Raw genomic sequence first — 22,503 nt, 5'->3', positions numbered from 1 at the left:
TGGAGCTGAATCTATGAAGATCTTACATGTAACATTAGGTCTTCCTCCTTATAGAACTGGAGGATTAACTAAGTATTCATATGACTTAATGTTATCACAAATAGAGCTTAATCACGATGTGAATTTAATGTATCCTGGCCATTATAATACTGGAAAAGTAGCTATTACTCAAAGAAAATCACATCAAGGCATTCAAATATTCGAAATAATAAATCCGCTACCTGTTCCTTTGCTTGGCGGTGTTAAGCAGCCTAATCAATTTACGAAAGCTATTGATAAAACAGTGTATATAAACTTTCTGAATGAACTGAAACCTGACGTAATTCATTTTCATACTCTAATGGGAGTTCATAAGGAAATACTTGAAGCCACTCGAGAGTTGAATATTAAAACCTCCTTCACAACACATGATTATTATGGTATATGTCCTAAGGTTAATTTAATTGATACAACAGGTAAAATATGTAATGACTATGAAGCTGGAAACAAGTGTACAACATGCAATATCAATGGATATAGTATGTTAAAGATATTTATTATGCAATCGGAATTATATCGCACCTTTAAAGATAGTTCTATAGTAAAAAAACTAAGAAAAAATGAGAAAAAAAAGTATTTAAACCGGTCAGAGAATGAAATATATAATGAAAAAGAAAATATTCAAGAGATGGCAAAGGAATACTCCAATTTAAGAGAATATTATATGGAGATGTTTAAACAAGTAGATGTATTTCATTTTAATAGCTCTATAGCAAAACAGGAATTTGATAAATATTTTGAAACGCCAGGGAAAATAATACCAATTGCACACCGAGATATTCATGATGCAAGAGGACATAAAACATATGATCAACAAAAACCCTTAAACATTGGTTACCTCGGACCAATCGACCAATATAAGGGTTTTTATTTTTTAGAAGAAGTTCTCAAAGATATAGATAATTCTAACTGGCATTTACATATTCATGGTGATAATAAGAGTGATAGTGAAGAATATGATAGCAGTCTGTTTACTTTTTATGGAAAATACAATCATTCTAAGTTAAAGGAAATATTTAATCAAATTGATGTTCTCGTAATACCGAGTATATGGAAAGAAACCTTTGGATTTATTGGATTAGAGGCATTATCTTTTGGAGTCCCAATAGTAGTTTCTGAATATGTAGGGTGCCAGGATATTATTGAAAATGGAGAGACTGGTATTATATTTAAAGCAAACAAGGACGAACTTAAATCTCTGCTTCTAACAATAATTAACGATAGAAATATTTTGAGACAGATCAATGAAAATATTTTAAATATGAACTTTGATTACGAGATGAAAAAGCATGCGAAAGAGATTATTGAGCTCTACCAATATTCTTCATAGGAGATAGAATAAATGAAAAATATATTTATTATCGGATCGAAGGGAATACCTGCTAAATACGGTGGGTTTGAAACCTTTGTAGAACAATTGACCGTTCGTCGTCAACGAGAAAGTATTCGCTATCACGTATCCTGCATGGCCGAAAACGATGATGTCTTTGAACATAATGGAGCTAGATGTTTTAATGTAAAAACGAAAAAAATCGGTGGAGCAACAGCTGTTTTATATGATATTCGAAGCCTACAAAAATGCATTAAGTATATACGTGAACACAACTTAAAAGATAGTATTGTATACATCTTGGCCTGTAGAATCGGGCCTTTTTTTTATTTCTATAAAAGACAGCTTGAGCAGTTGGGGGTTCAAGTTTTTGTTAATCCTGATGGTCACGAATGGAAGCGTAGTAAGTGGAACAAATGGATTAAGCGCTATTGGAAGATATCAGAGAGACTTATGGTGAAGCATGCAGATCTGCTAGTATGTGATTCTGTTGGTATTGAAAGCTATATACAAGAGGATTACGCTGCTTACTCACCAAAAACTTCGTTTATTGCTTATGGCGCAGACGTCACTAGGTCTAACTTAACTGACGAAGCAGAGGGTCTGCAAAATTGGTATCAGAAGCACGATATTCGTTCAAATGAGTATTATTTGATTGTGGGACGCTTTGTTCCTGAAAATAATTATGAACTTATGATCCATGAGTTCATGAAATCCAATTCCAGCAAGGATTTGGTCATCATTTCCAATGTAGAACAAAACCAGTTTTTTCAAGGGCTCTCTGAAAGAACTCAGTTCCAAAAAGATTCAAGGATTAAATTTGTAGGTACAGTATACGATCAAGAACTTTTAAAAAAGATACGGGAATTAGCATATGGGTATTTTCATGGTCATGAAGTGGGAGGAACAAATCCATCACTTTTAGAAGCACTCGCGTCCACCAGATTAAATTTGCTGCTAGACGTGGTATTTAATAAAGAGGTTGGTAGAGACGGAGCAGTCTATTTTACTAAAAAAGATGGCTCACTTGCTACTTTAATTGATCAAGCTGATTATTACGACCACAGCATTATTGAAGCATTGCAAACAAAAGCCAGACAGAGAATTGAGAATGATTATTCATGGACTAAGATTGTAGATACCTACGAATCATTATTCCTTGATACCCAACTAGCTTTAGAAAATAAAGAGGTTCAGTTATCAAAAGGAGCGGTGTCAATATGAAAGGAATTATCCTTGCTGGTGGCAGCGGTACAAGATTATATCCGTTAACGAGGACAATTTCGAAGCAATTACTACCGATTTATGACAAACCCATGATTTATTATCCATTATCTGTATTAATGCTGGCTGGTGTTACAGAAATTCTTATTATATCTACGCCTGAAGATACTCCTCGCTTCAGACAACTTTTTAATGATGGAACGGATCTGGGAATATCGATTTCCTATGCAGTGCAGCCTGCACCAGATGGGATAGCTCAAGCGTTTATTATTGGAGAAAGCTTTATTGGCGATGACTCTGTAGCATTAATTCTAGGTGATAATCTATTCTATGGCCATGGATTAACTCAACTATTGCAACAAGCAGCCGAACGGGAACATGGGGCTACAGTGTTTGGTTACTATGTTAATGACCCGGAGCGCTTTGGTGTAGTTGATTTTGATGACACAGGAAAGGCTTTATCTATTGAAGAGAAACCTGAGGAGCCTAAGTCGCATTATGCGGTGACTGGGCTCTATTTTTATGATAATCGAGTAGTTGAGATAGCAAAGCAGATACAACTATCAGCTCGTGGAGAATTAGAGATTACTGATATAAACAAGATTTATTTGTCTGAAGGTAATCTTCAAGTTGAGATAATGGGTCGTGGCTATTCTTGGTTGGATTCAGGAACACATGAATCATTATTAGAAGCTTCCCAATTCATCGAGACCATTGAAAAAAGGCAGAGTTTAAAAGTAGCATGCTTGGAAGAGATTTCTTTTCACAAAGGCTATATTACAAGAGAACATTTGTTGAATTTGGCTGAGCCGATGAGGAAAAATGAGTATGGCAAATATTTGGTGAAGATTGCAAATCAAGGCTTAAAGAAACAACCTATACATGTATAAAATTGTAATTATGGAGATGGAGTAAATTCATGAACTTACAAGCTACAAAGTTGGATGGGGTATTTATCCTTGAAGCAGATTTGCATCAGGATCATCGTGGTTTTTTTATGGAAAGCTATAATAGAAGGAAGTTTGAAGAGATCGGTTTTGATTATAACTTTATTCAAGACAATCATTCTTTATCTGTTGAAGCGGGAACTCTTAGAGGTATGCATTATCAACTATCGCCAAAAGCTCAGACTAAACTAGTGAGGGTCATCGCTGGTGCTATTTATGATGTAGTGGTGGATATTCGAAAGAGCTCCCCAACATTCGGTCAATGGGTCGGTGTTGTTCTTAGTGAAGCGAATAAACGGCAGTTGTTAGTGCCGAGGGGCTTTGCACATGGATTTTGCACTTTGACTAACCATACACAAGTTTACTACAAAGTAGATGAGTATTATTCACCTGAGCATGATCGCGGAATTAGTTGGAATGATCCGGATTTAGCAATCGATTGGCCGATTCGTGTGCCTATTTTATCAGATAAAGATGGTAAGCACCCGAAACTTGCTGAGGCAAAACAAATTTTCGATTAAAAGGAGTAATTAAATAATGAATATATTGGTGACGGGTGGAGCCGGTTTTATTGGAAGTAATTTTGTAAGATATATGGTAAAGCGTTACCCTACTGATCAAATTGTGAATCTTGATAAATTAACATATGCTGGTAATCTCGAGAATTTGAGTGACATTGAAAATGAACCGAACCATTTCTTTGTTAAAGGCGATATTTGCGACAAAGACTTGATTCGAAGCTTAATTGAAGCTCATCAAATTGATACGATTGTGAATTTTGCTGCAGAATCTCACGTGGATCGAAGTATCCTTGAACCAGACTTGTTTCTGAAAACAAATGTGTTTGGCACTCAGGTATTGCTTGATGCAGCGCGTGAGTACAAAATAAGTAAGTATGTACAAATTTCAACTGATGAAGTTTACGGCTCATTAGGCGAGACTGGATATTTTACTGAGAACTCTCCCATTTCTCCGAATAGTCCTTACTCCGCAAGCAAGGCCTCAGCAGATCTTCTTGTAAAAGCATATCATGAAACGTATGGGTTAAATGTAAACATAACCCGTTGTTCAAATAACTATGGTCCTTACCATTTCCCGGAAAAATTAATTCCTCTTATGATAACAAATGCAATGGAAGATAAGCATCTCCCTATGTATGGAGACGGATTAAACATTAGGGATTGGTTGCATGTATCGGATCATGCTAATGCTATTGACCTTGTAATGCGTAATGGGATTTCTGGTGAAGTGTATAATATAGGTGGTCATAATGAAAGAACAAATAGGGAAGTAGTAGATATTATTTTAGATACTCTAGGAAAATCAGATGAGCTTATTCAATATGTGACGGATCGGTTAGGACATGACCGACGCTATGCAATTGATCCTACTAAAATTCAAACACACTTAGGTTGGGAACCGAATTACACATTTAATGAAGGTTTAAAGGAAACCATTGATTGGTATGTAAACAATGAAACTTGGTGGCGTAGGATTAAATCAGGAGAGTATATGAACTATTACTCCTTGCAATATGGGGAGAGATTATATGTCTAATACCAAAGTATTGGTAACTGGTGGAGAAGGGCAGTTAGGTACAGATGTAATCAAAGTGTTGCAAGATCAAGGATACGAAGTTTATGGTTTCGGTAAAAAAGAGTTAGATATTACAATTAAAGATCAAGTGGAAGAAATATTTTCTCAAATAGTCCCTGATATCGTGGTACATACTGCTGCCTATACAAAAGTTGATCTTGCAGAAACTGAGTATGAATTAGCTTTTAATATTAATGCTCTAGGTACTAGAAATTTAGCAACTGCTGCAGATAAATATCAGGCAAAGTTAATCTATATAAGTACTGATTATGTATTTAATGGAGAAAAGCTGGAGCCTTATCAAGAGTTTGATGCGACAAATCCAATCAATGTTTATGGGGAATCCAAATTAGCTGGTGAAGAATTTGTGCGAAGCATATGTCCAAAATATTTTATTGTACGAACCTCTTGGGTTTATGGACTACATGGAAATAATTTTGTGAAAACAATGCTGCAGCTTGCCCAGAAGCAAACATCATTATCAGTAGTTCATGATCAAATTGGTTCACCGACTTATACCATCGATTTAGCAAGGTGTATTTCGGATATCATGGAAACAGATAAGTATGGTACTTATCATGTTTCTAACTCGGGGTATTGCTCTTGGTATGAATTTGCTAAGGAGATATTTAACTCTGCTTCTATTACAATTGATCTTATCCCGGTTACTTCGGAACAATTTCCTAGACCTGCAAAACGTCCGCGTTATTCGGTAATGCAACACTCAGCTTTAGAATTAAACGGGTTCCAAATGATTCGATCCTGGAAGGATGGGCTTAAAGACTTTTTAATAGAGTATAAAGATACTCAAATACTTATAAATAACTAAAATATTAAACTCCCCATCCATTCTTTTTAAAGAAGGTTTGGGGAGTGTTTTTTATTTAATATATACAAAAGATTAATTTGGATGTAGAACATATACGATGTCGCCGAGCCTACAAGAATTGCGCGATTTGCATACAAATAATAATTATATAATGGATATAAGGTGATGCAAGAATGATAGCGAATATAAATCTGAAACAGATTATTTTGTACATTTTGCCAATACTGCTATGGTTCGGACTTATTTTTGCTCTATCCTCACAAACTTCTAAAACGCAGGATATTAAACCTATCATAAAAAAAGAGCTTTCGGATAAAAGTATAAAGAACCATTTTGCCGGCACTAGCTTCAACTATGGCTCTCATAAAATAAGTATTAAAACAAGTGGTGTATTTGGATTTGTAGAATTTTTCATTCGCAAATTTGCCCATTTGTTCATCTATAGCGTATTAGGCATGCTAATCACTCGCTTACTCAAAGCACTTACCCGTTGGCGCTTAAGCTGGAACTTTCTCTGCTCCGTCCTTATATGTTCAGTTTACGCAGCAACCGATGAATTTCATCAAAGCTTTGTTCCAGGTCGCACCGCGTTGGCATCCGATGTGCTTCTAGATACAATAGGCGCAATGCTAGGCATCTTGCTCTATTTATCGATTTCACAAATAGTTCAAACAATTCGCATTAAAAAACACATAACCCCTTGAACAGTTACATAATGTATCATATAATAAATAATATATACATAATGTAACAGTTTGCGACATTTAGATATATTTTAAGGGGGCATTAAGATGAAAAATTCGGAAATGGTTTATTGTGTCGAATGTAATATGATTATGGTGAAAGGCAACGCAGAGAAGGTTTTCAAAACAGGCTACTTTAAGACGACGATTCCACTTTGTCACTGCATGGAATGTGCATGCCCGGAGAGCAAAGATTTGGACATCGAAATTGTAAGTGGCACACAGGAATGTTATTCGGACTACTCAATGCCATTAGCAATAATGGCATGAGTAAAGATTGGATGAATGGGAATTCGCGGAAACGCTGGGTGATTAGTTGTGGATGTCTGCTGTTGGGAATAGCATTAATGGCTGCTGCCGTGTATTACAACAGCGGCATGATTCGTTATCTCCAACAGGGAGATTCGATTGAACGTCAGGGCCACGAAAAGACTAGATGAATACATGTCCATATATGTAAGCGGTATCATTCGGGGTGAATATGGTAGTTTTGTTATCGGTTTATTCTGGACTACCAAATTAGCTATTCCGTTATTGGTATCCTTGATTTGTTGGGTATGGTTAAGATAAATCAAGGTCAGACATTTAAGAAAAGCTGTTTTTTTTGATTCTTAGTAGAAAGGGCTATAGAAATAGGAGCGCCGATAGGAGTTCCATCAGGGACATTCGTACTCGAAAATATTGAGTTTAAGACTAGGGTTAAGTTGGTTGGATTTAATGTGGGAAAACGATCATAAGCTAAAGCAGGAAATACGGCTCTGTTTACGCAAATAAGCGGTCCCTTGACAAATATTGCAATGAAAAACATCCAAATTGATTGTGCCGGCTTTAAGGATTATGCATTTTATTTTAATGTTAGAGCCTCTGCCACTCGAACAGATGGCGGATGTTGGAACAGTGAATTTAAAAATTTATGGTTCGTTGGTGGATTTAAAAAAGCGGGGATGTGGTTTCGGGGCGGTGTGAATGGACTTCTACTTCCATATCAATTTAACCGCTTTGAAGGCGTGGAAATATATTATGACCCATTAACCTATCCGGGCTGTACAGGTTTAAAAATGACCGAACAGAACGCGCAACATACCGTTTTCAATTGCGAGATTGATGGATTAAAGACAGTCGCCGGCATACAAGGAACGGGACGGGCGTTTTGTTGTCGAGGGAGATTGATGATAACAATATTCCTGTAGGAGACAACGCGCCACAATTAATTAATTTCATCACATCTACCATACAAAAAGCGGATCAGGGAGTAATAGTCGATCGAGGCGATAGTATTAAATTTGACAACTGCTGGTTTGAGGATATACATAAAGCAGTATTAGTAAAAACTAGTGATAAAAAAATTAAAGAGTGCTTTTTCAATTAAGTAATTGCATAAATGCTAATCTAATGTTACAGTTTGTATTAATGATACATTTTGTAGCGAAGGAGAATTTAATTGAATAAAAAGTATCCTTGTAAGTCAGTTAGTTTTGACCCGACGAATGAATCTGATATGGAACTGTTCAAAGAGCTTCAAAAATTAGGTCACGGAGTTTTTACGAAGACGACAAAAGATTTTTGGTTAAATTTCATTTCTCAGGAAAAGAGCAATAACGGACACGGAGGAGAGAATAATGGAACGGATTCTTGACTCAAAGTTTTACACTTACCTCCTGTTGAGTATTGTCTCTCTTTTAATCGGCATATTGTCGACCCAATTCAATGTAATGTTTCTTGTTGGAATACTCGTTTTAACATTAGTAATAACTTTGCCATTTTCATGGAAATACAGTTTATATGTATTTTTATTCGCTGCTTCATGCAATCTTTTTAAAATCAATATGTTTGGACTCAACGCAAGAGTGGATATGATTGCCAGTATTTTTTGTATTATAGCCCTAATCCAACACATATTCAGGCGCTATGATAAAAAACTACCTCGACTAAATTTGCCGATAATCATTATGATTCTTTACTTGTTATATGCACTAGTTATTTCGATTAAAACGCCAGTATTTAAATCGGATTCACTGGCAGGAATTTTTCAACTTGCTTTTGCTTTTATGGGATTTGTCTTTATATATTTAATTAGTTACGTTGACCCCGCAAGAATTTATAAGTACATTCACGTTTATATCGGTGTTTGCATAATTCAAACCATATATGCTCTAGCTAGTTATTTTTATTATTCTTCCACAGGTATTTTTTTATTTGGTAAAAAATACGGTGCCCTTCATACTGGTCAGTGGCAAACATCAATATCATTAAGAGGAGGGTTGTTTGAACCAAATCTGTTTTCTATATATGCGGGATGCGTACTATTGCTGTTGATTACTTTATTCGTAGCAAAAATAAAAGATAAGCCTTTTTTTCTTACAAGTATACCTGTGATGATATTATTGTTAGTGGGAATAACACTTGGATGGACACGTTCAGTATGGATCGGTATAGTTCTCTGTCTTTCTATAATCATCTTCGTGTATAAATTGAGGCTCTTTTCACCAAGAAATGTGATTATATTATTTCTTATTACGGGGGCATTTCTTTTAATATTTCCCTATCTCTCAAGTTCTTTTGATCAATTATCGGGTACTGATGGTATGTTTAGCATGAAATTAGATACATTATTTGATTCTGATTCTGGAACAGGTAGTTATAGGGTTCATAATCTTGAGCTGGCGCTTTATGATTGGGGAAAAGACCCTATTTGGGGACGTGGCTACTTTTCTATCAAAGCAGCAGGCATGGACACTATTCCTTGGATATTGAATACATTTGTCGCCATATTGCACGATACAGGCATTATCGGTCTGACCATGATTGTAATATTGATGCTTCATGTATTGTTAAAAGGATTTGCTGCAATTTGGCGTTGTAAAGATCAAAAACACAAAGCATACTTAACAGGCATGGTCGCTGGAATGGTTCTAAGTATTTTCGCTTACAACTTCACTCCAGGGCATACATTGGCAATGTGTTGGGTGCATATCGGATTTGTTTATGTGCTTGCTAAGATGGTGCCAAGTGAGAAAAAAGCGTTAGAAGCTCCGAGCAATTGACTGCGCCTTTTAGCTTTTAAAAGTTAAAGAGACAAAGGCCCGGTTTACAGAAAAGCAAAACGATTTAATGAAATAATCGGTGCGTGAAATGGAGAAAAAATGAAAAGGTTGGGGATCTCCATGCTTCGAAAATTTCTCTTAGCAGGATACGCTTTTATGACAATTATCTTAGCAGGATGCGACAACGACGACATTAAATCGTTTGTCGGTCAGGGTTACAACGTGTTGGAAACGTCTGGTTCTACCATTACACAAAAAATCCAAAACACATTAAACATGACGGTGAGCGATCATCAAAAAATAGTCGTGATTCCGCAGGGAAGTTACACCATTGACAAGACATTGAAAATTCCATCCGATACAACACTCGTGCTTAACGGTGCAAAGCTCACTATGGCTGATGGAGTGAACGAGCGAATCATCACCAATTCCGACTTTGTAAACGGAAATCAAAACATATTCATTTTCGGTTTCGGGGATGCAGAATTGAATGGAAATCGCGCTGGGCAGGTTCTCCCCAGTACACCTTACAAAAACATCGGCGTGCATTTTTACAAGGTTAATCATTTTGGGATTTCAGGTATTACGGTCGCTTCAACAATGCGGTGGGCTTTGGTTCCAGAAGCCAGTACCGATGGAGCGATTAATGATGTTACATTTAACCTCGAAGGATACCAAAATCAAGACGGTGTTCATATTTTAGGGCCGTCCCATAACATTCAAGTGACCCACATACGCGGAACATTTGGGGATGATGCTTGCGTGGCGAATGCTCGACCAAGTACTGGTGGGCTTGGCATCTACCAAGGGTATGGAAAAGGCGGAGACGTAACAGGCATTACGTTTGACGGTATCCAAGTCAAGGGAACGTCAATGGACGGAAAATCACACACAAGCATTTTACGGACATCCAGCGGCGGGTCTAACGTAGTAAGTGGCATTGTATTAAAGAATGCGACTGGGGAAGGGATTTTATCCGTTGCTCGCCTTGGTGGGGATGATATCACGACAGTCAATACGCAACGCGACATCACGATTGACACTGTTCATGTTATCAGCGGTTATAACGATCAGTTCGGACAGGGCGTACACGTACTCCGTGACGTTGGCAACTTGAAAATCCATAACATCACAACAGCAACAGGTGGAAGAATGGTACTGATTGACAACTTTCCTTATGGCTGGCAAGCTCCTGCAAAAATTGACGGCTTGATCGTTAGTGATTGTGTATTAAAAGCCGATGTTGCTCCGAGTGAATCCGATTATGTAATTAAATTTAAAGGTGCCTCCGTAAAGCGCGCACAGTTTAAAAACATCAATATAAAGGGTATGTCCAAAGGAACCATCGGATATACGGGTATACGGGTCAAAGACACAGCCCTTGAAAACGTGTCTTTTGACATTGCTGTGAAAGACTTAAAAGTAGTCATGAAAACCGAAGGTAGCACGACCATGAAAAACGTTCTAGTCAGATATGCAAGCGACAAGACAATTTCACCGTTTGATTGGGATTTAGCTATATCTAAAGGTTTAGTTCTACAATCGAAATAAGCTGACAATGATATAGCGAAAAAGTTGTGAATTTGGAGCCTATCGGCTCTTTTTATTTTGAAGGTGAGGAACTTGCCAACAGTACAACAAATACTGAACAAAGCCGACAAATACCGTAATTCTTACTCAACAGATGATAAAGTAGATTGGATGGATGCAGGACAGAAAGTGATTTATCAAGAAGTCCCTCACGAATCTGTACCATTTAGCTTCACAACGGTTTCAGGTTTCTCTGCATATCCATTGCCTATCAAGCAAATACGAATAGCGATTTCGCAGAATATGCAGTAAATGTACCTAAACAGGTACATACGATCAGTATTAGAGCCAAAAAAGGTACGAATAACGGCATAGCTCAACTTTTCATCGGCGGGAGCAATATAGTGGCGGGTATTGATTTTTACAAGTCAAAAGCTGCTTTCGAGGATACCAACAGAGGGTTGATCAACTTCCCAATAAATCTATAACGAACGACCAAAGTTGTTCACTTCACCTGCTTCAGCCGGAGCATCTTATACAGTAATTGATTAACGCCGAATACAACCTATACGTTTACAGTGAAAGCCGTGGATGGAGCCGGTAACGTTGCTCCATCAAGTAACGTACTTAAAGTGAACACATAGTCTCAACTTGCCATCACTTCTCTCCCTTTAACATTAGGCACTAATAATAGCTTGTATATCTACGCTCACTTTGGTCGGCAATCAAACAAGATGGCTCTCTCTGGGTATAAGGATATAACGGTTACGGTCAGCTTGGCAACGGAACAAACAGTACTTAGATTGGACGGTATCAACTGACGACGTTGGTGTAAGTCTTTACAAAATCTATAATGGAAAAGTGCTGGTTGGTACTACCGACCCTTAGAATGCAACCCATAGAGTCGATAGCTTAGCCTTAAACACAACATACAATTTCACCATTAAAGCTAAAGATGCACCGGGTAATCGTTCCATTGCAAGTAGTGTAGTATCAATACATCTGATAAATGAAATTCATCATTACTCCGGGTTCTAGAGACATTGCAGAACGTGCAACAGACGAAGTTTTAGGGGTATTAATAGATAAAAGAGGCTTTATTGAAGAAGTTTCTAAGTATAGAAGAAACCAATGAACATACGGTTGTACTGTCTTGGGAGAACAAAGAAGATGCAGATGCTGCGAGTATTGAGGCTACAGCGGAATTTTAAGCAGTATCTCAACCTCCATCCATTGTTGATTGTTAGATACTTCAAATAGGTAACGCCACGCGGGTTCTTTTTTATTGCTCTTCAAAAGGACTTGCATTGGATTGTTTGAAAAACGGTCTTCTATGCTTGTTCCAAATCTTGATCCACTTATTACCATTCTCATCAATGAATAATCGGATGCCAACATACTTAAAAGGTGTCCATACTTCATTGTGGTAATAGTAAGGCATACCATTCACACTCCTTAATATATGATTATTTGTTACGAATTGTATCACAGTAGACGTTCATGTTCATTAAAGGAGTATTAAGATTGCATTAAGTCTGAAAGAATGCCCAAATAATATCAACGTGGCGAAAGAGGAATTGAACAAGGCGATATACAACGTGCTTAATAAACAAAGTTAAATGAAGACGAAGGGGCTGCCGTGGCAGCCCCTTTATTCGTGTCTGTTTTTACAAATCTTTGATTATATCCATCCATCCAATGACTGAAATGATAAACGTTGTCCAAATAAAGGCACTAATAATAGTGCCCCAGAAGAGTCCAATCCAAATTCTTCTATGGCTTTCTTGATCCATATAATGCACCTTACTTCTCGTTTTAGTGAAAAGTATGGGCAATATCTAGTATTTTTAAACTTGGGATCGCTCAAAGTTTTCGTATTAACGGAGACATAAATTTTCAGAATAATTCATACAATTATATTGTATTATTTGAAGCGCTTTCATATAATAGAACTAAGCATCCAGAATAGAAATGGACGACATCTTATTCGGGAGTTGATGCTAATGAATAAGGATGGAAGTTTGGGTATCGGTTTATTCTGGGGTACCACATTAGCTATTCCTTTATGGGTATCGTTGATTGGTTGGGCATGGTTAATTATCGATATGTTGAAATAATGAAAACGAAAAACACGTCCACCAGACACCCGGAGGACGTGTTATTTTAATTCAATAAATGCTTATAAGCGCTATAATCGATCTGCTGCTTCTCCAGGAAGCTGGTCAAGCTCTTATAATCGCGCCGCGGCGTGGCGAGAATGTACCCTTCGATGCAGTGGTCTCGTGTTACTTCGTTGGCCCCATTTTCCAAAGCAACTTGGGCGATTCTAGCGGCGATGGAGTGCTTGGCGATATCCCGAAATGCTGTAGGTACGGGGGACACTAATTGATCAAGAAAGGTTTTAGAGTCATCTGTCCAAAGGTGCCGGGAGCTATCCACGTAATGATTTTGCCAATCGAGCTTGGATTTGCCGTCTTCTTTGGGCAGTACTTTAAGGAATTTCCGGAACATGAAATACCCGCCAACCGACATGAAAAAAAGCAGGACACATACCCAGAAGATGATGAACCACATGAAAAAGTCATTGCCCATTTATTTGTCACCTCACTATTTTCCATCCATATATGAAATGAATTATACCAAATTTCTAGATTTCTTGCGACAATCCGAGTAAAATAGGAAGGTAGTGACCACGCGAAGAGGAGTAATCGATTATGCCTAAAATTGGATCGCACGTTTCGTTCTCAGATAAAGGTCTTTTGAATGCAGCTGAAGAAGCAGTTTCATACGGATCATCTACATTTATGATATACACAGGGGCACCGCAAAATACGCGCCGCAAACCGATCGAAGATCAATATATTGAAGAGGGCAAAGCGCTGATGGACAAGCATGCCATCGGTGAAATTGTTGTGCATGCGCCCTACATTATTAATCTGGGGTCCTATAAGGATGACACGTTTGAACTTGCTGTCCGTTTTCTACAAGAAGAAATCCGCCGAACGGATTATATCGGTGTGCGTAATATCGTTCTTCATCCAGGTGCTTACACGGATAAAGACGCCGAGTATGGGATTGCCCGTATCGCTGAAGGTTTGAACGAGGTGCTTGCTGGAGTAAAAGATACGAACGTCAATATCGCTCTTGAAACAATGGCGGGCAAAGGGACAGAAATTGGCCGCAGCTTTGAGGAAATCGCGGAAATTATAGAACGCGTTGAGTTTAACAACAAAATAACCGTTTGTCTGGACACTTGCCACATTCATGACGCTGGCTATGATATCGTTAACGATCTGGATGGTGTTCTGCATCATTTTGACAAAGTAATTGGTCTGGATAAGCTAGGTGTCATTCACTTGAATGATAGTAAAAATCCTCGCGGAGCCAGTAAGGACCGTCATGCACCTGTTGGTTCAGGATGGATTGGTTTCCAAGCCATGAATAACGTGGCTCGTCACGAGAAGCTGCAGCACTTGCCTATGATTCTGGAGACGCCGTGGATTGGAAAAGAAGACAAGACCCAGCGTCCTATGTACGAGGTGGAGATCGCACTGCTCTCAGGTAATCTAAGCGGGCGCTTTGGCGGTGAGTTCCTTGATCATGTGGAGCGAATCAATCATTTGTTTGGGAAAAAAGATATCCATCATCGTGATTACATTCTGAACACATGGGATATCCTCAAAAACGACGCGAAAGCCAAGAAAGCAGACGGACGCGAGCCATTAGAGCGTTTGTACGACATCGTGATTGAAGAGAGTTTATTGCCGGAGCTTAGCGAGGAGCAAATCAATCAGCGTCTGACGGTGTGGCTCGCTGGTCAAGAAGCGCTTAAACAAGCTTAATTAGTTTCGGGGTCCCCGCAAAGTAATCGGAATAAGCTTCGAAGGCACACGTCACTTTGTGGGGTTAAGTTAAGAGATAGATAGAAGTGGATGCTTACGAAGTAAGTTTTCTACGAAAACTCGTAGGGGGATAATATGGAACGGGGAAACAACATGAACAGAGCAAGAATGCTTATATCTTGTCCGGATCAGCCGGGTATCGTAGCGGCGGTCTCACAATTTTTATTCGAATATGGCGCGAATATCGTGCAATCCGATCAGTATACGATGGACCCGGAGGGCGGAATGTTTTTCATCCGCATTGAGTTCGATTTATCAGAGCTTGCTCACCGCGCTGAGCAGTTAAAGAAGGATTTTGCCATTGTCGCAGATAAGTTCTCGATGGATTGGAGCCTTTCTTTGGCAAGTCAGAAGAAGCGTATTGCTATTTTCGTATCCAAGGAAGATCACGCGCTGCTTGAACTGCTCTGGCATTGGCGCGCAGGTGATCTCAACGCGGACATCGCCATGGTGATCAGCAATCATCCAGACATGCAATCTTTGGTAGAACCTTTCGGTATACCTTATCATCATATTCCAGTAACAGCGGATACGAAGGCGGAAGCTGAACGTCGCCAGCTGGAAGTGGTTGGAGACAACGTAGATGCTATTGTTTTGGCTCGTTATATGCAAATTGTTTCTCCATCTTTCATTAAGCATTACGCGAATCGAATTATTAACATTCATCATTCCTTCCTGCCGGCATTTATTGGTGGAAAACCTTACGCGCAAGCACACAACCGCGGGGTGAAAATTATTGGAGCTACCGCGCACTATGTGACAGAGGAGCTCGACGGTGGACCGATTATTGAACAGGACGTTCAACGGGTCAGCCATCGTGATAACGTAGAAGATTTGAAGCGGATTGGCCGTCACATCGAGCGTATTGTCCTTGCGAGAGCGGTAGCTTGGCATGTGGAAGATCGCATTATCGTTCATAATAATAAGACGGTTGTATTTAACTAAACACAGGCTGGGTCCTCTTCTGAGGATTCAGCCTTTTTCTATACAAACCGAAGTTTTTCGTAAGCAGCTCCCAGCACACTCTTGGCATCGCCGCGCAGCCAATCATCGATCAGAGTGTAATAGACGGAACGGAAATCCACCTCGTATTTCAGATCCCCTTGATCCAGATTCGTTAAGCTGGGGTACGCACCGAACAAGCCGCCTTTTACTTGCCCGCCTAGCACCAGCACCGGCGCCGCTGTTCCATGGTCGGTTCCGCCGCTGCCGTTTTCCTTCAGGCGACGACCAAACTCCGAGAATACAAGCGTGACAACATCGTGATGCAGCCCTTGATCCTTCAAATCTGTGTAAAAAGCATGCAGACCCTCGTCCAGTTGCTGCAAGGTTATGGCATGCTGCTGCCTCTCATTGGCATGGTCATCGAAGCCGCCTAAATTGGTGTAATAGATGCGCGTTCCCGCTTTGGCGGCGATCAGCTTGGCGGCCAGCTGTAGATCACTAGCGAATCCACTTTTTGGATACTGTAATTGGCTCTTGTAGCCGCTCACCATGGATTGGATGCTCTCCACACTTTGAAAAGCGGCCAAGGCATGTTGTGCGGAGACACCGAGCATCTCCCGTTTAGGTTGCTTTTGATAGATGCTTTTCAGAGCAAGCGTCATTCGCTCCTTGTCATTGATAGGTGTCTTTGGGTTGAATGCATAGAACTGTTCTAACGATTGTATGGAGGGCACATTGATATTCGAAGCGATAAAGGCCTTCTGGACAAGCCCCCCGATTTGCACAGCAGGAAGGGGCTGTTTGGGCATGGATGAAAGGATATAGCGCCCCAACCATCCGCTGTCTGAAAGCTCATCAGGCTTGGCGGTTTGCCAAATATCCATAGAACGGAAATGTGAGCGGTCTGGCTTCGGATAGCCGACGCCTTGAATGATGGCGAGATTCCCATCGCGGTAATATTGCTGCATGTGTGGCAGACTAGGATGTAGTCCCAGCTCATTATTCAGCATCAGCACTTCGTTTTGTTTGTAGGCGAGAGTTGGCCGGGTGTCATAATATGCTCCTGCACCATAAGGGATGACGGTGTTGATGCCATCATTCCCCCCCGAAAGCTGAACAACAACAAGCACAGGAGATTTGACGCGATGCTTGAACTCAGCATGTCCGGTTAGGAGTGCTCGTCCTTTTTCGGTCGCTAACAGAGTCCCGCCGAAGCTTAGCGCGGCGATCAAAGCGGTGCTTTTTTTCAGAAAATCCCTGCGGGTTAGCTTCATATCAGATCACGCTCTTCCCTTATTTCAATTGACTTTCCGGACAGAGCAGCAGCATCTGCAGCAATTGACGCTTAACCGAGTCCGTAAGCAAGAGACTATCTTGTGAAAAGGCAGTTAGTCCGTCGATCGTCGCATCGGTTAATTGGCCGATACGTAGTCTCTGGCTCCAGGTGCGAAGCCGCTCATCCATAGGGACTGCGGCTGTGGCTGTAGGTTTTGCAGCATCCATAAGGAACCAGTCACTGCCAACTTGCTTGGACACAGTTTCTGCATATTGAAAACGGACGAGAAGGTAGCTTGTCATCAACCAGGATTCGTGACCTCTCCAACCGGCTACGTCGGGGGGCCTATAAAGCTCCTGTCCCATGTTATTTACGGCACTAGCCATACTTCTAGATATAGGCAGAGAGAGGGAGCGGGCCAAGGAAACGACGTATTCTACCGGCGATTTGATCAAGGTCATGTAGCAGTTATTATCGTAAAATTCATCAGATATGAAAATTTCATATAATGCATCTTTGATTTGCAAAGATTGAGTAAGGTGAGACGCAATTCTAGCACGCCAGGTTTTGGATGGATCCTCACAAGCGAAAGCTTCCAGCAGCTTTAAAGCTAGAAAATCATACAAGGCCGATTGCTTAAGAAGAACCTCGACGATATCCCCTTCATCCATATTGCCTTGCACGCCGAGAATGGATTTGAGGCCGCTATCATGCTGATTCGGATTGAACGCTGGTTGGTCTTTATCACGATCGTACCGCCAGCCTGTAAAAGACCGCGCAGCCTCTTTCACATCCTGCTCCGAATAATGGCCCCGGCCAAGGGTGAACAGCTCCATCACTTCGCGGGCGTAGTTCTCATTGGGGCTTCCTTTACGGTTATCGCCGACATCAAGCCATATCATCATGGCGGGATCTGTCCCCACAGCGAGCAGTAAATCACGATAAGAGCCGAGGGCGTGGCTGCGAAAAAGTTCATTTTGCCTTACCATTAAGGGAACACTTTGGACTTTGGAGAATGAGGTAGCAAAGTGACTATGCCAAAAGAGCGTCATTTTTTCGATTAACGGATTGTTGCTTTGAATCATTCGATACAGCCAATAGATTTGTTGATCTATAAGTTGATCGGCTTTCAGCGCTTTGCCGTCAGCTTGGACTTGTTCAATAGACGTAATTCTTTGAAGCTGATCAGTAAGAGGAAGTCCGTTCACGAGGCGTTGGACGGTTTCCTTTTTTCCAAAAGACAGGCAGGACTGGATGTCCAATTCGGATGCACCGAAGGCGGCACGATTTAGTAAATGAATAATTTCTCTCTCTGTCCAGCCTTTTGCCATGATCTCACCCCCATACAAATGGCTTCTATACATATATATTGCTGTAACTAGGAAATGATGAGTTTTAGCGGCTTATTGTGGCAAAGCATTAAAGCAAATGGTACAATAATGCAAGCGAGAAAAGTTACTTGTATGTACAAGTCATTGATTGACGAAAATACAGAAAAATAGGAGGGAATTTTCGAATGACAGTAACAAACAAAACAATTGAACAATTAGCGGTCGACACGATCCGTACTTTGGGTATCGACGCCGTTGAGAAAGCCAAATCAGGTCACCCAGGTATGGTCATGGGGGCTGCGCCAATGGCTTATGTGCTGTGGAAACAGCATATGAAGCACAATCCATCTAATCCTAAATGGGTCAATCGTGACCGTTTCGTGCTTTCTGCCGGCCACGGATCCATGCTGCTGTACAGCCTACTTCACTTGTGTGGATATGATCTGCCAATGGAAGAGATCAAGAACTTCCGCCAATGGGGAAGCAAAACCCCAGGACATCCGGAATACGGTCATACAGCAGGTGTTGACGCAACAACGGGTCCACTTGGACAAGGTATCGGTATGGCAGTTGGTATGGCCATGGCTGAAGCTCATCTGAGAGAGACTTACAATAAAGAGAACTTCCCTGTAATCGACCACTATACATACGCAATCTGTGGTGATGGCGACATGATGGAAGGCGTTTCATCTGAAGCGGTTTCCTTGGCAGCTCACCTTAAATTGGGCAAATTAATCATGTTGTACGATTCCAATGATATCTCGTTAGATGGCGAGCTTAATATGGCATTTTCCGAGAACGTTGAAAAGCGTTTTGAAGCTTACGGGTGGCAAGTACTGCGCGTAGAAGAGCAAAATGATCTTACGGCGATTTCCAAAGCCATTGCTGAAGCGAAAGCTGATACAACACGCCCTACATTGATTGAAGTGAAAACGACAATCGGTTTCGGTAGCCCGAACAAAGGCGGCAAAGGCGGCCACGTTGGACCTCACGGATCCCCGCTTGGCGGCGAAGAAGTGAAGCTGACGAAGCAAGCTTACGGCTGGCCGGAAGAGCCGGACTTCTTAGTTCCGGACGAAGTTAGAGCGCACTATGCAGAAATTCAAAAAGAAGGCGCTGCAGCTGAACAAGCTTGGAGCAACTTGTTGAATGACTACATCAAAGCATATCCAGAACTCGGTAACCAGTTCAGCGCGGCAGTGAATAATGAATTGCCAGCAGGCTGGGACGCAGATCTTCCGGTTTACAGCACATCAGACAAGCCTATGGCTACTCGTGTTGCTTCCGGTAATGCAATTAACGCGATTGCACCTAATTTGCCGCAGTTGATCGGCGGTTCCGCGGATCTGGCGAGCTCCAACAACACGATGATCAAAGGCGAATCCAACTATAGTGCTAGCAACTATGCAGGCCGCAACTTATGGTTTGGTGTTCGTGAGTTCGGTATGGGTACAGCGATGAACGGTATGGCTTTGCATGGCGGGGTTAAAGTTTATGGAGCTACATTCTTCGTATTCTCCGACTACCTGCGTGCATCGATTCGTCTTGCAGCTCTTATGCAGCTTCCGGTGATCTACGTTCTAACACATGACAGCATTGCTGTTGGTGAAGATGGACCGACGCATGAACCGGTTGAACAATTACCAGCGCTTCGCGTGATTCCGGGCATCACCGTTATTCGTCCTGCAGATGGGAACGAAACATCTGAAGCATGGCGTTATGCGATTTCCAAAGCTAAGGGGCCAGTTGCTCTCGTATTGACTCGTCAAAACCTGCCGATTCTTGAAGGAACAGTTCAAGGCGCGAAAGAAAACCTAAGCAAAGGCGGATACGTTGTATCCGATGCTACTAATGGCAAGCCAGTTGCACAAATCCTGGCAACAGGCTCCGAAGTACAATTGGCTGTCGCGGCGCAAAAGCTTCTTGAAGCCGATGGCATTAACGTTCGTGTCGTAAGCTTGCCAAGCTTGGAACTATTCGAGAAACAGTCCAAAGAATATAAAGACTCCGTCATTTTGCCGGAAGTGAAGAAACGTTTAGCTGTTGAGATGGCTTACCCGCTTGGTTGGGAACGTTACGTTGGCGACGAAGGCTCCATCCTCGGTATCTCCACATTCGGAGCATCCGCACCAGGGGATTTGGTTCTCAAAGAATACGGATTCTACCCAGAGAACGTTGCAGCTAGAGTGAAAGCTCTATTGTCTTAATTAATAGTTAGTTGCCACAGTCCACCTTAGGGTGGGCGTGGCAATATTTTTGTCATTTTAGAGGGGGAACCAATCATTATGTCTAGCTTTGAAAATGTAACTGTTTTAACGAAAGCCAATGTTTATTTCGACGGTAAAGTGACTAGCCGCACTGTTCAATTCGCTGATGGTTCTAAAAAAACTCTCGGCATTTTGCTCCCGGGTGAGTATGAGTTCGGAACAGATGTAAAAGAAATCATGGAAATCCAAGCTGGTGAGCTGAACGTATTGCTTCCAGGCAGCAGCGAATGGATTACCATCAGTGGTCAAGGTGAATTCACAGTTCCTGCGGGCGCGAAATTCAAGCTCGAAGTGAAAACAGTTAGCGATTATATTTGCTCTTATATTCATGAGTAAATAAATTCAGTAATTAAAAATAGGGAAGAGATCTCCCTGCAGATCCCATATATCTATCGGACCGAGTGGCCGAGGATGTATGGGATTTTTTTCGGTTTGGGGTTAGCAAAGCTTACCCATCTCGCGGAAAGCGCGGAAAACGCGCTTATTTGCTCGGGCGCTCCTAAATATGGACTTAGAACAGAGGATGTAGAAGTTAGAGTGGAGTTTCACCGTTTGGCTGACGAGCTTAGGAAAGTGTCAGGGCAGCAGTAGGTGGCTGAATACTCAGCTAAAATCCTATAATCATCAGCTGTCGGCGTAACGCGTTTTAACAATAGTAATCTCTCAGCTCAAACCAAAATAAGAGTCCCTAAGGACTCTTATTTTGACATTTTCTCTTCACTGGAGGTAAATAGAAGTCTCCAAAGACTCTTATTTACACCAATATTCCAATCTAGTGCCGCTTTTTTAACAAATAGAAGTCTTTAAAAGCTTCTATTTTCACTTGAACTCTCGAATTAGCATAAATAGAAGTCCCAAAAGACTTCTATTCTGGCTTCCGTGGGAACACTAACCAATTTTGGCCGTCACCTCCTCTAAAATTAGCCTAAACGAACAATTTCCGCCCTGCAGGATCCAGAATGTATGAGCGAATTCTCTGCTCCCCACTGGGTGGCTTTATTATCCCTTTCCTGTGCAGGCTGCGAAGCCACTTCCGTGCGTGCTCAACTCGGATGCCCAGATGTTCAGCCACTACTTGTGGTTTTAGTGGTNGGCTTTATTATCCCTTTCCTGTGCAGGCTGCGAAGCCACTTCCGTGCGTGCTCAACTCGGATGCCCAGATGTTCAGCCACTACTTGTGGTTTTAGTGGTTCAGTGGTACTCGTAGCCAGCCGAGCGATTTCTTTTTCTCGATGTGTGAGTGATATAAGTTGTGTTTGATCGCCATACCATCGCGCCATGAAGTTGAGGACGACTTGTTGGCAGCGCCGCGGATGCTGGGTGATATCATCGAGTGAGGACCGAAAAACCTTCCATTCGTCCAAAACCAACTGATTCTGCCGCATCAGGTTATCTCCGAAACGAGAGCGGTCAACATCTCGAGCATGCGGACCGTAACAGTCGATCTCGAAACTAATCCGATGTGGCGGACGGAGATATACAAAGTCGACAAATCTGGTG

22 protein-coding genes are annotated in these 22,503 nt (G+C 41.1%); 18 read left to right on the top strand and 4 right to left on the bottom strand.

The annotated features are described in order from the left end of the window. The first annotated feature begins 13 nt into the window (after nt 1–13). From ASG93_RS11075 to ASG93_RS11015, 13 genes are all read left to right on the top strand, one after another. Nucleotides 14–1,369: a glycosyltransferase gene (locus ASG93_RS11075; protein WP_056831835.1), complete on the top strand. Its 1,356-nt coding sequence runs from the start codon at nt 14–16 to the stop codon at nt 1,367–1,369. A 12-nt stretch (nt 1,370–1,381) separates the two neighbouring features. Further along, entirely contained in the window at nt 1,382–2,593 is a 1,212-nt protein-coding gene (gene cps2T, locus ASG93_RS11070) for a beta 1-4 rhamnosyltransferase Cps2T (RefSeq protein WP_056831833.1), read from the top strand. Beyond that, nucleotides 2,590–3,483: a glucose-1-phosphate thymidylyltransferase RfbA gene (gene rfbA / locus ASG93_RS11065; protein WP_056831831.1), complete on the top strand. Its 894-nt coding sequence runs from the start codon at nt 2,590–2,592 to the stop codon at nt 3,481–3,483. Before cps2T ends, rfbA begins: the two co-directional genes overlap by 4 nt. A 29-nt stretch (nt 3,484–3,512) precedes the next feature. After that, on the top strand, nt 3,513–4,061 hold the full coding sequence (rfbC, locus tag ASG93_RS11060) for a dTDP-4-dehydrorhamnose 3,5-epimerase (protein WP_056831829.1): 549 nt from the start codon (nt 3,513–3,515) through the stop codon (nt 4,059–4,061). Nucleotides 4,062–4,077: 16 nt separating this feature from the next. Further along, nucleotides 4,078–5,097 carry a dTDP-glucose 4,6-dehydratase gene (rfbB, locus tag ASG93_RS11055; RefSeq protein WP_056831827.1) on the top strand — a complete coding sequence of 340 codons (1,020 nt, stop codon included), beginning with the start codon at nt 4,078–4,080 and terminating at the stop codon, nt 5,095–5,097. Next, entirely contained in the window at nt 5,090–5,965 is an 876-nt protein-coding gene (gene rfbD / locus ASG93_RS11050; protein WP_056831825.1) for a dTDP-4-dehydrorhamnose reductase, read from the top strand. The genes rfbB and rfbD overlap by 8 nt, the downstream gene beginning before the upstream one ends. Nucleotides 5,966–6,138: 173 nt before the next feature. After that, nucleotides 6,139–6,669 (top strand): VanZ family protein, encoded by a 531-nt coding sequence (locus tag ASG93_RS11045; RefSeq protein WP_056831823.1) that lies wholly within the window; start codon nt 6,139–6,141, stop codon nt 6,667–6,669. Between the two features lie 266 nt (nt 6,670–6,935). Continuing rightward, nucleotides 6,936–7,148, top strand: a complete 213-nt coding sequence (locus ASG93_RS35000; RefSeq protein WP_156410870.1) for a hypothetical protein — start codon at nt 6,936–6,938, stop codon at nt 7,146–7,148. A gap of 342 nt (nt 7,149–7,490) precedes the next feature. Continuing rightward, nucleotides 7,491–7,898, top strand: coding sequence for a hypothetical protein (locus ASG93_RS11035; protein WP_056831819.1), 408 nt, complete (start codon nt 7,491–7,493; stop codon nt 7,896–7,898). A 251-nt stretch (nt 7,899–8,149) separates the two neighbouring features. Further along, nucleotides 8,150–8,344: a hypothetical protein gene (locus tag ASG93_RS11030; protein ID WP_056831817.1), complete on the top strand. Its 195-nt coding sequence runs from the start codon at nt 8,150–8,152 to the stop codon at nt 8,342–8,344. Beyond that, nucleotides 8,328–9,752 (top strand): O-antigen ligase family protein, encoded by a 1,425-nt coding sequence (locus tag ASG93_RS11025; RefSeq protein ID WP_056831814.1) that lies wholly within the window; start codon nt 8,328–8,330, stop codon nt 9,750–9,752. Before ASG93_RS11030 ends, ASG93_RS11025 begins: the two co-directional genes overlap by 17 nt. 156 nt (nt 9,753–9,908) lie before the next feature. Then, nucleotides 9,909–11,303 carry a hypothetical protein gene (locus ASG93_RS11020; protein WP_156410869.1) on the top strand — a complete coding sequence of 465 codons (1,395 nt, stop codon included), beginning with the start codon at nt 9,909–9,911 and terminating at the stop codon, nt 11,301–11,303. 72 nt (nt 11,304–11,375) lie between these two features. After that, nucleotides 11,376–11,594 carry a hypothetical protein gene (locus ASG93_RS11015; protein WP_056831810.1) on the top strand — a complete coding sequence of 73 codons (219 nt, stop codon included), beginning with the start codon at nt 11,376–11,378 and terminating at the stop codon, nt 11,592–11,594. 970 nt (nt 11,595–12,564) lie between these two features. Here the strand turns inward: ASG93_RS11015 and ASG93_RS34995 are convergent. Together ASG93_RS34995 and ASG93_RS11010 are read right to left on the bottom strand one after the other, a co-directional pair. Further along, nucleotides 12,565–12,723 (bottom strand): hypothetical protein, encoded by a 159-nt coding sequence (locus ASG93_RS34995; RefSeq protein ID WP_156410868.1) that lies wholly within the window; start codon nt 12,721–12,723, stop codon nt 12,565–12,567. A gap of 722 nt (nt 12,724–13,445) precedes the next feature. Then, nucleotides 13,446–13,874, bottom strand: coding sequence for a DUF2621 domain-containing protein (locus ASG93_RS11010; RefSeq protein WP_056831808.1), 429 nt, complete (start codon nt 13,872–13,874; stop codon nt 13,446–13,448). A gap of 122 nt (nt 13,875–13,996) precedes the next feature. Here ASG93_RS11010 and ASG93_RS11005 point away from each other — a divergent pair, with 122 nt between their 5' ends. Continuing rightward, nucleotides 13,997–15,124: a deoxyribonuclease IV gene (locus ASG93_RS11005; RefSeq protein ID WP_056831806.1), complete on the top strand. Its 1,128-nt coding sequence runs from the start codon at nt 13,997–13,999 to the stop codon at nt 15,122–15,124. Nucleotides 15,125–15,277: 153 nt separating this feature from the next. Further along, entirely contained in the window at nt 15,278–16,129 is an 852-nt protein-coding gene (gene purU, locus ASG93_RS11000) for a formyltetrahydrofolate deformylase (protein WP_235550816.1), read from the top strand. 38 nt (nt 16,130–16,167) lie between these two features. Here purU and ASG93_RS10995 read toward each other — a convergent pair whose 3' ends face one another. Together ASG93_RS10995 and ASG93_RS10990 are read right to left on the bottom strand one after the other, a co-directional pair. Next, nucleotides 16,168–17,403 (bottom strand): DUF1501 domain-containing protein, encoded by a 1,236-nt coding sequence (locus ASG93_RS10995; protein ID WP_056831803.1) that lies wholly within the window; start codon nt 17,401–17,403, stop codon nt 16,168–16,170. Nucleotides 17,404–17,422: 19 nt separating this feature from the next. After that, nucleotides 17,423–18,736, bottom strand: a complete 1,314-nt coding sequence (locus ASG93_RS10990; RefSeq protein ID WP_056831800.1) for a DUF1800 domain-containing protein — start codon at nt 18,734–18,736, stop codon at nt 17,423–17,425. 185 nt (nt 18,737–18,921) lie between these two features. Between ASG93_RS10990 and tkt the strand changes: the two genes are divergently transcribed. The 3 genes from tkt to ASG93_RS10975 all read left to right on the top strand — a co-directional run bounded on the left by tkt (nt 18,922) and on the right by ASG93_RS10975 (nt 21,594). Continuing rightward, complete coding sequence (gene tkt, locus ASG93_RS10985; RefSeq protein WP_056831798.1) at nt 18,922–20,943, top strand: transketolase; 2,022 nt, start codon at nt 18,922–18,924, stop codon at nt 20,941–20,943. 78 nt (nt 20,944–21,021) lie between these two features. Further along, the gene (locus tag ASG93_RS10980) at nt 21,022–21,339 is read left to right on the top strand and encodes a pyrimidine/purine nucleoside phosphorylase (RefSeq protein WP_056831796.1); all 318 of its coding nucleotides are present in this window, start codon (nt 21,022–21,024) and stop codon (nt 21,337–21,339) included. A gap of 75 nt (nt 21,340–21,414) precedes the next feature. Continuing rightward, nucleotides 21,415–21,594 (top strand): hypothetical protein, encoded by a 180-nt coding sequence (locus ASG93_RS10975; RefSeq protein WP_056831794.1) that lies wholly within the window; start codon nt 21,415–21,417, stop codon nt 21,592–21,594. The last annotated feature ends 909 nt before the right edge of the window (nt 21,595–22,503 follow it).

It is taken from the genome of Paenibacillus sp. Soil787, from assembly GCF_001429545.1.
Lineage (GTDB): Bacteria > Bacillota > Bacilli > Paenibacillales > NBRC-103111 > Paenibacillus_E.
Note: the sequence above shows the minus strand (reverse complement) of the source record. Positions and strands in the feature narration are given on the sequence as shown.

Excerpts from the sequence above, each read along its gene's own strand:
- ASG93_RS10980 (WP_056831796.1), top strand. The coding sequence starts at position 21,022 with ATGTCTAGCTTTGAAAATGTAACTGTTTTAACGAAAGCCAATGTTTAT.
- rfbD (WP_056831825.1), top strand. The coding sequence starts at position 5,090 with ATGTCTAATACCAAAGTATTGGTAACTGGTGGAGAAGGGCAGTTAGGT.
- ASG93_RS10975 (WP_056831794.1), top strand. The coding sequence starts at position 21,415 with ATGTATGGGATTTTTTTCGGTTTGGGGTTAGCAAAGCTTACCCATCTC.
- rfbC (WP_056831829.1), top strand. The coding sequence starts at position 3,513 with ATGAACTTACAAGCTACAAAGTTGGATGGGGTATTTATCCTTGAAGCA.
- purU (WP_235550816.1), top strand. The coding sequence starts at position 15,278 with ATGAACAGAGCAAGAATGCTTATATCTTGTCCGGATCAGCCGGGTATC.
- ASG93_RS35000 (WP_156410870.1), top strand. The coding sequence starts at position 6,936 with ATGTTATTCGGACTACTCAATGCCATTAGCAATAATGGCATGAGTAAA.
- ASG93_RS11010 (WP_056831808.1), bottom strand. The coding sequence starts at position 13,874 with ATGGGCAATGACTTTTTCATGTGGTTCATCATCTTCTGGGTATGTGTC.
- rfbB (WP_056831827.1), top strand. The coding sequence starts at position 4,078 with ATGAATATATTGGTGACGGGTGGAGCCGGTTTTATTGGAAGTAATTTT.
- tkt (WP_056831798.1), top strand. The coding sequence starts at position 18,922 with ATGACAGTAACAAACAAAACAATTGAACAATTAGCGGTCGACACGATC.
- cps2T (WP_056831833.1), top strand. The coding sequence starts at position 1,382 with ATGAAAAATATATTTATTATCGGATCGAAGGGAATACCTGCTAAATAC.
- ASG93_RS10990 (WP_056831800.1), bottom strand. The coding sequence starts at position 18,736 with ATGGCAAAAGGCTGGACAGAGAGAGAAATTATTCATTTACTAAATCGT.
- ASG93_RS34995 (WP_156410868.1), bottom strand. The coding sequence starts at position 12,723 with ATGCCTTACTATTACCACAATGAAGTATGGACACCTTTTAAGTATGTT.
- ASG93_RS11025 (WP_056831814.1), top strand. The coding sequence starts at position 8,328 with ATGGAACGGATTCTTGACTCAAAGTTTTACACTTACCTCCTGTTGAGT.
- ASG93_RS11020 (WP_156410869.1), top strand. The coding sequence starts at position 9,909 with ATGACAATTATCTTAGCAGGATGCGACAACGACGACATTAAATCGTTT.
- ASG93_RS11005 (WP_056831806.1), top strand. The coding sequence starts at position 13,997 with ATGCCTAAAATTGGATCGCACGTTTCGTTCTCAGATAAAGGTCTTTTG.
- ASG93_RS10995 (WP_056831803.1), bottom strand. The coding sequence starts at position 17,403 with ATGAAGCTAACCCGCAGGGATTTTCTGAAAAAAAGCACCGCTTTGATC.
- ASG93_RS11075 (WP_056831835.1), top strand. The coding sequence starts at position 14 with ATGAAGATCTTACATGTAACATTAGGTCTTCCTCCTTATAGAACTGGA.
- rfbA (WP_056831831.1), top strand. The coding sequence starts at position 2,590 with ATGAAAGGAATTATCCTTGCTGGTGGCAGCGGTACAAGATTATATCCG.
- ASG93_RS11045 (WP_056831823.1), top strand. The coding sequence starts at position 6,139 with ATGATAGCGAATATAAATCTGAAACAGATTATTTTGTACATTTTGCCA.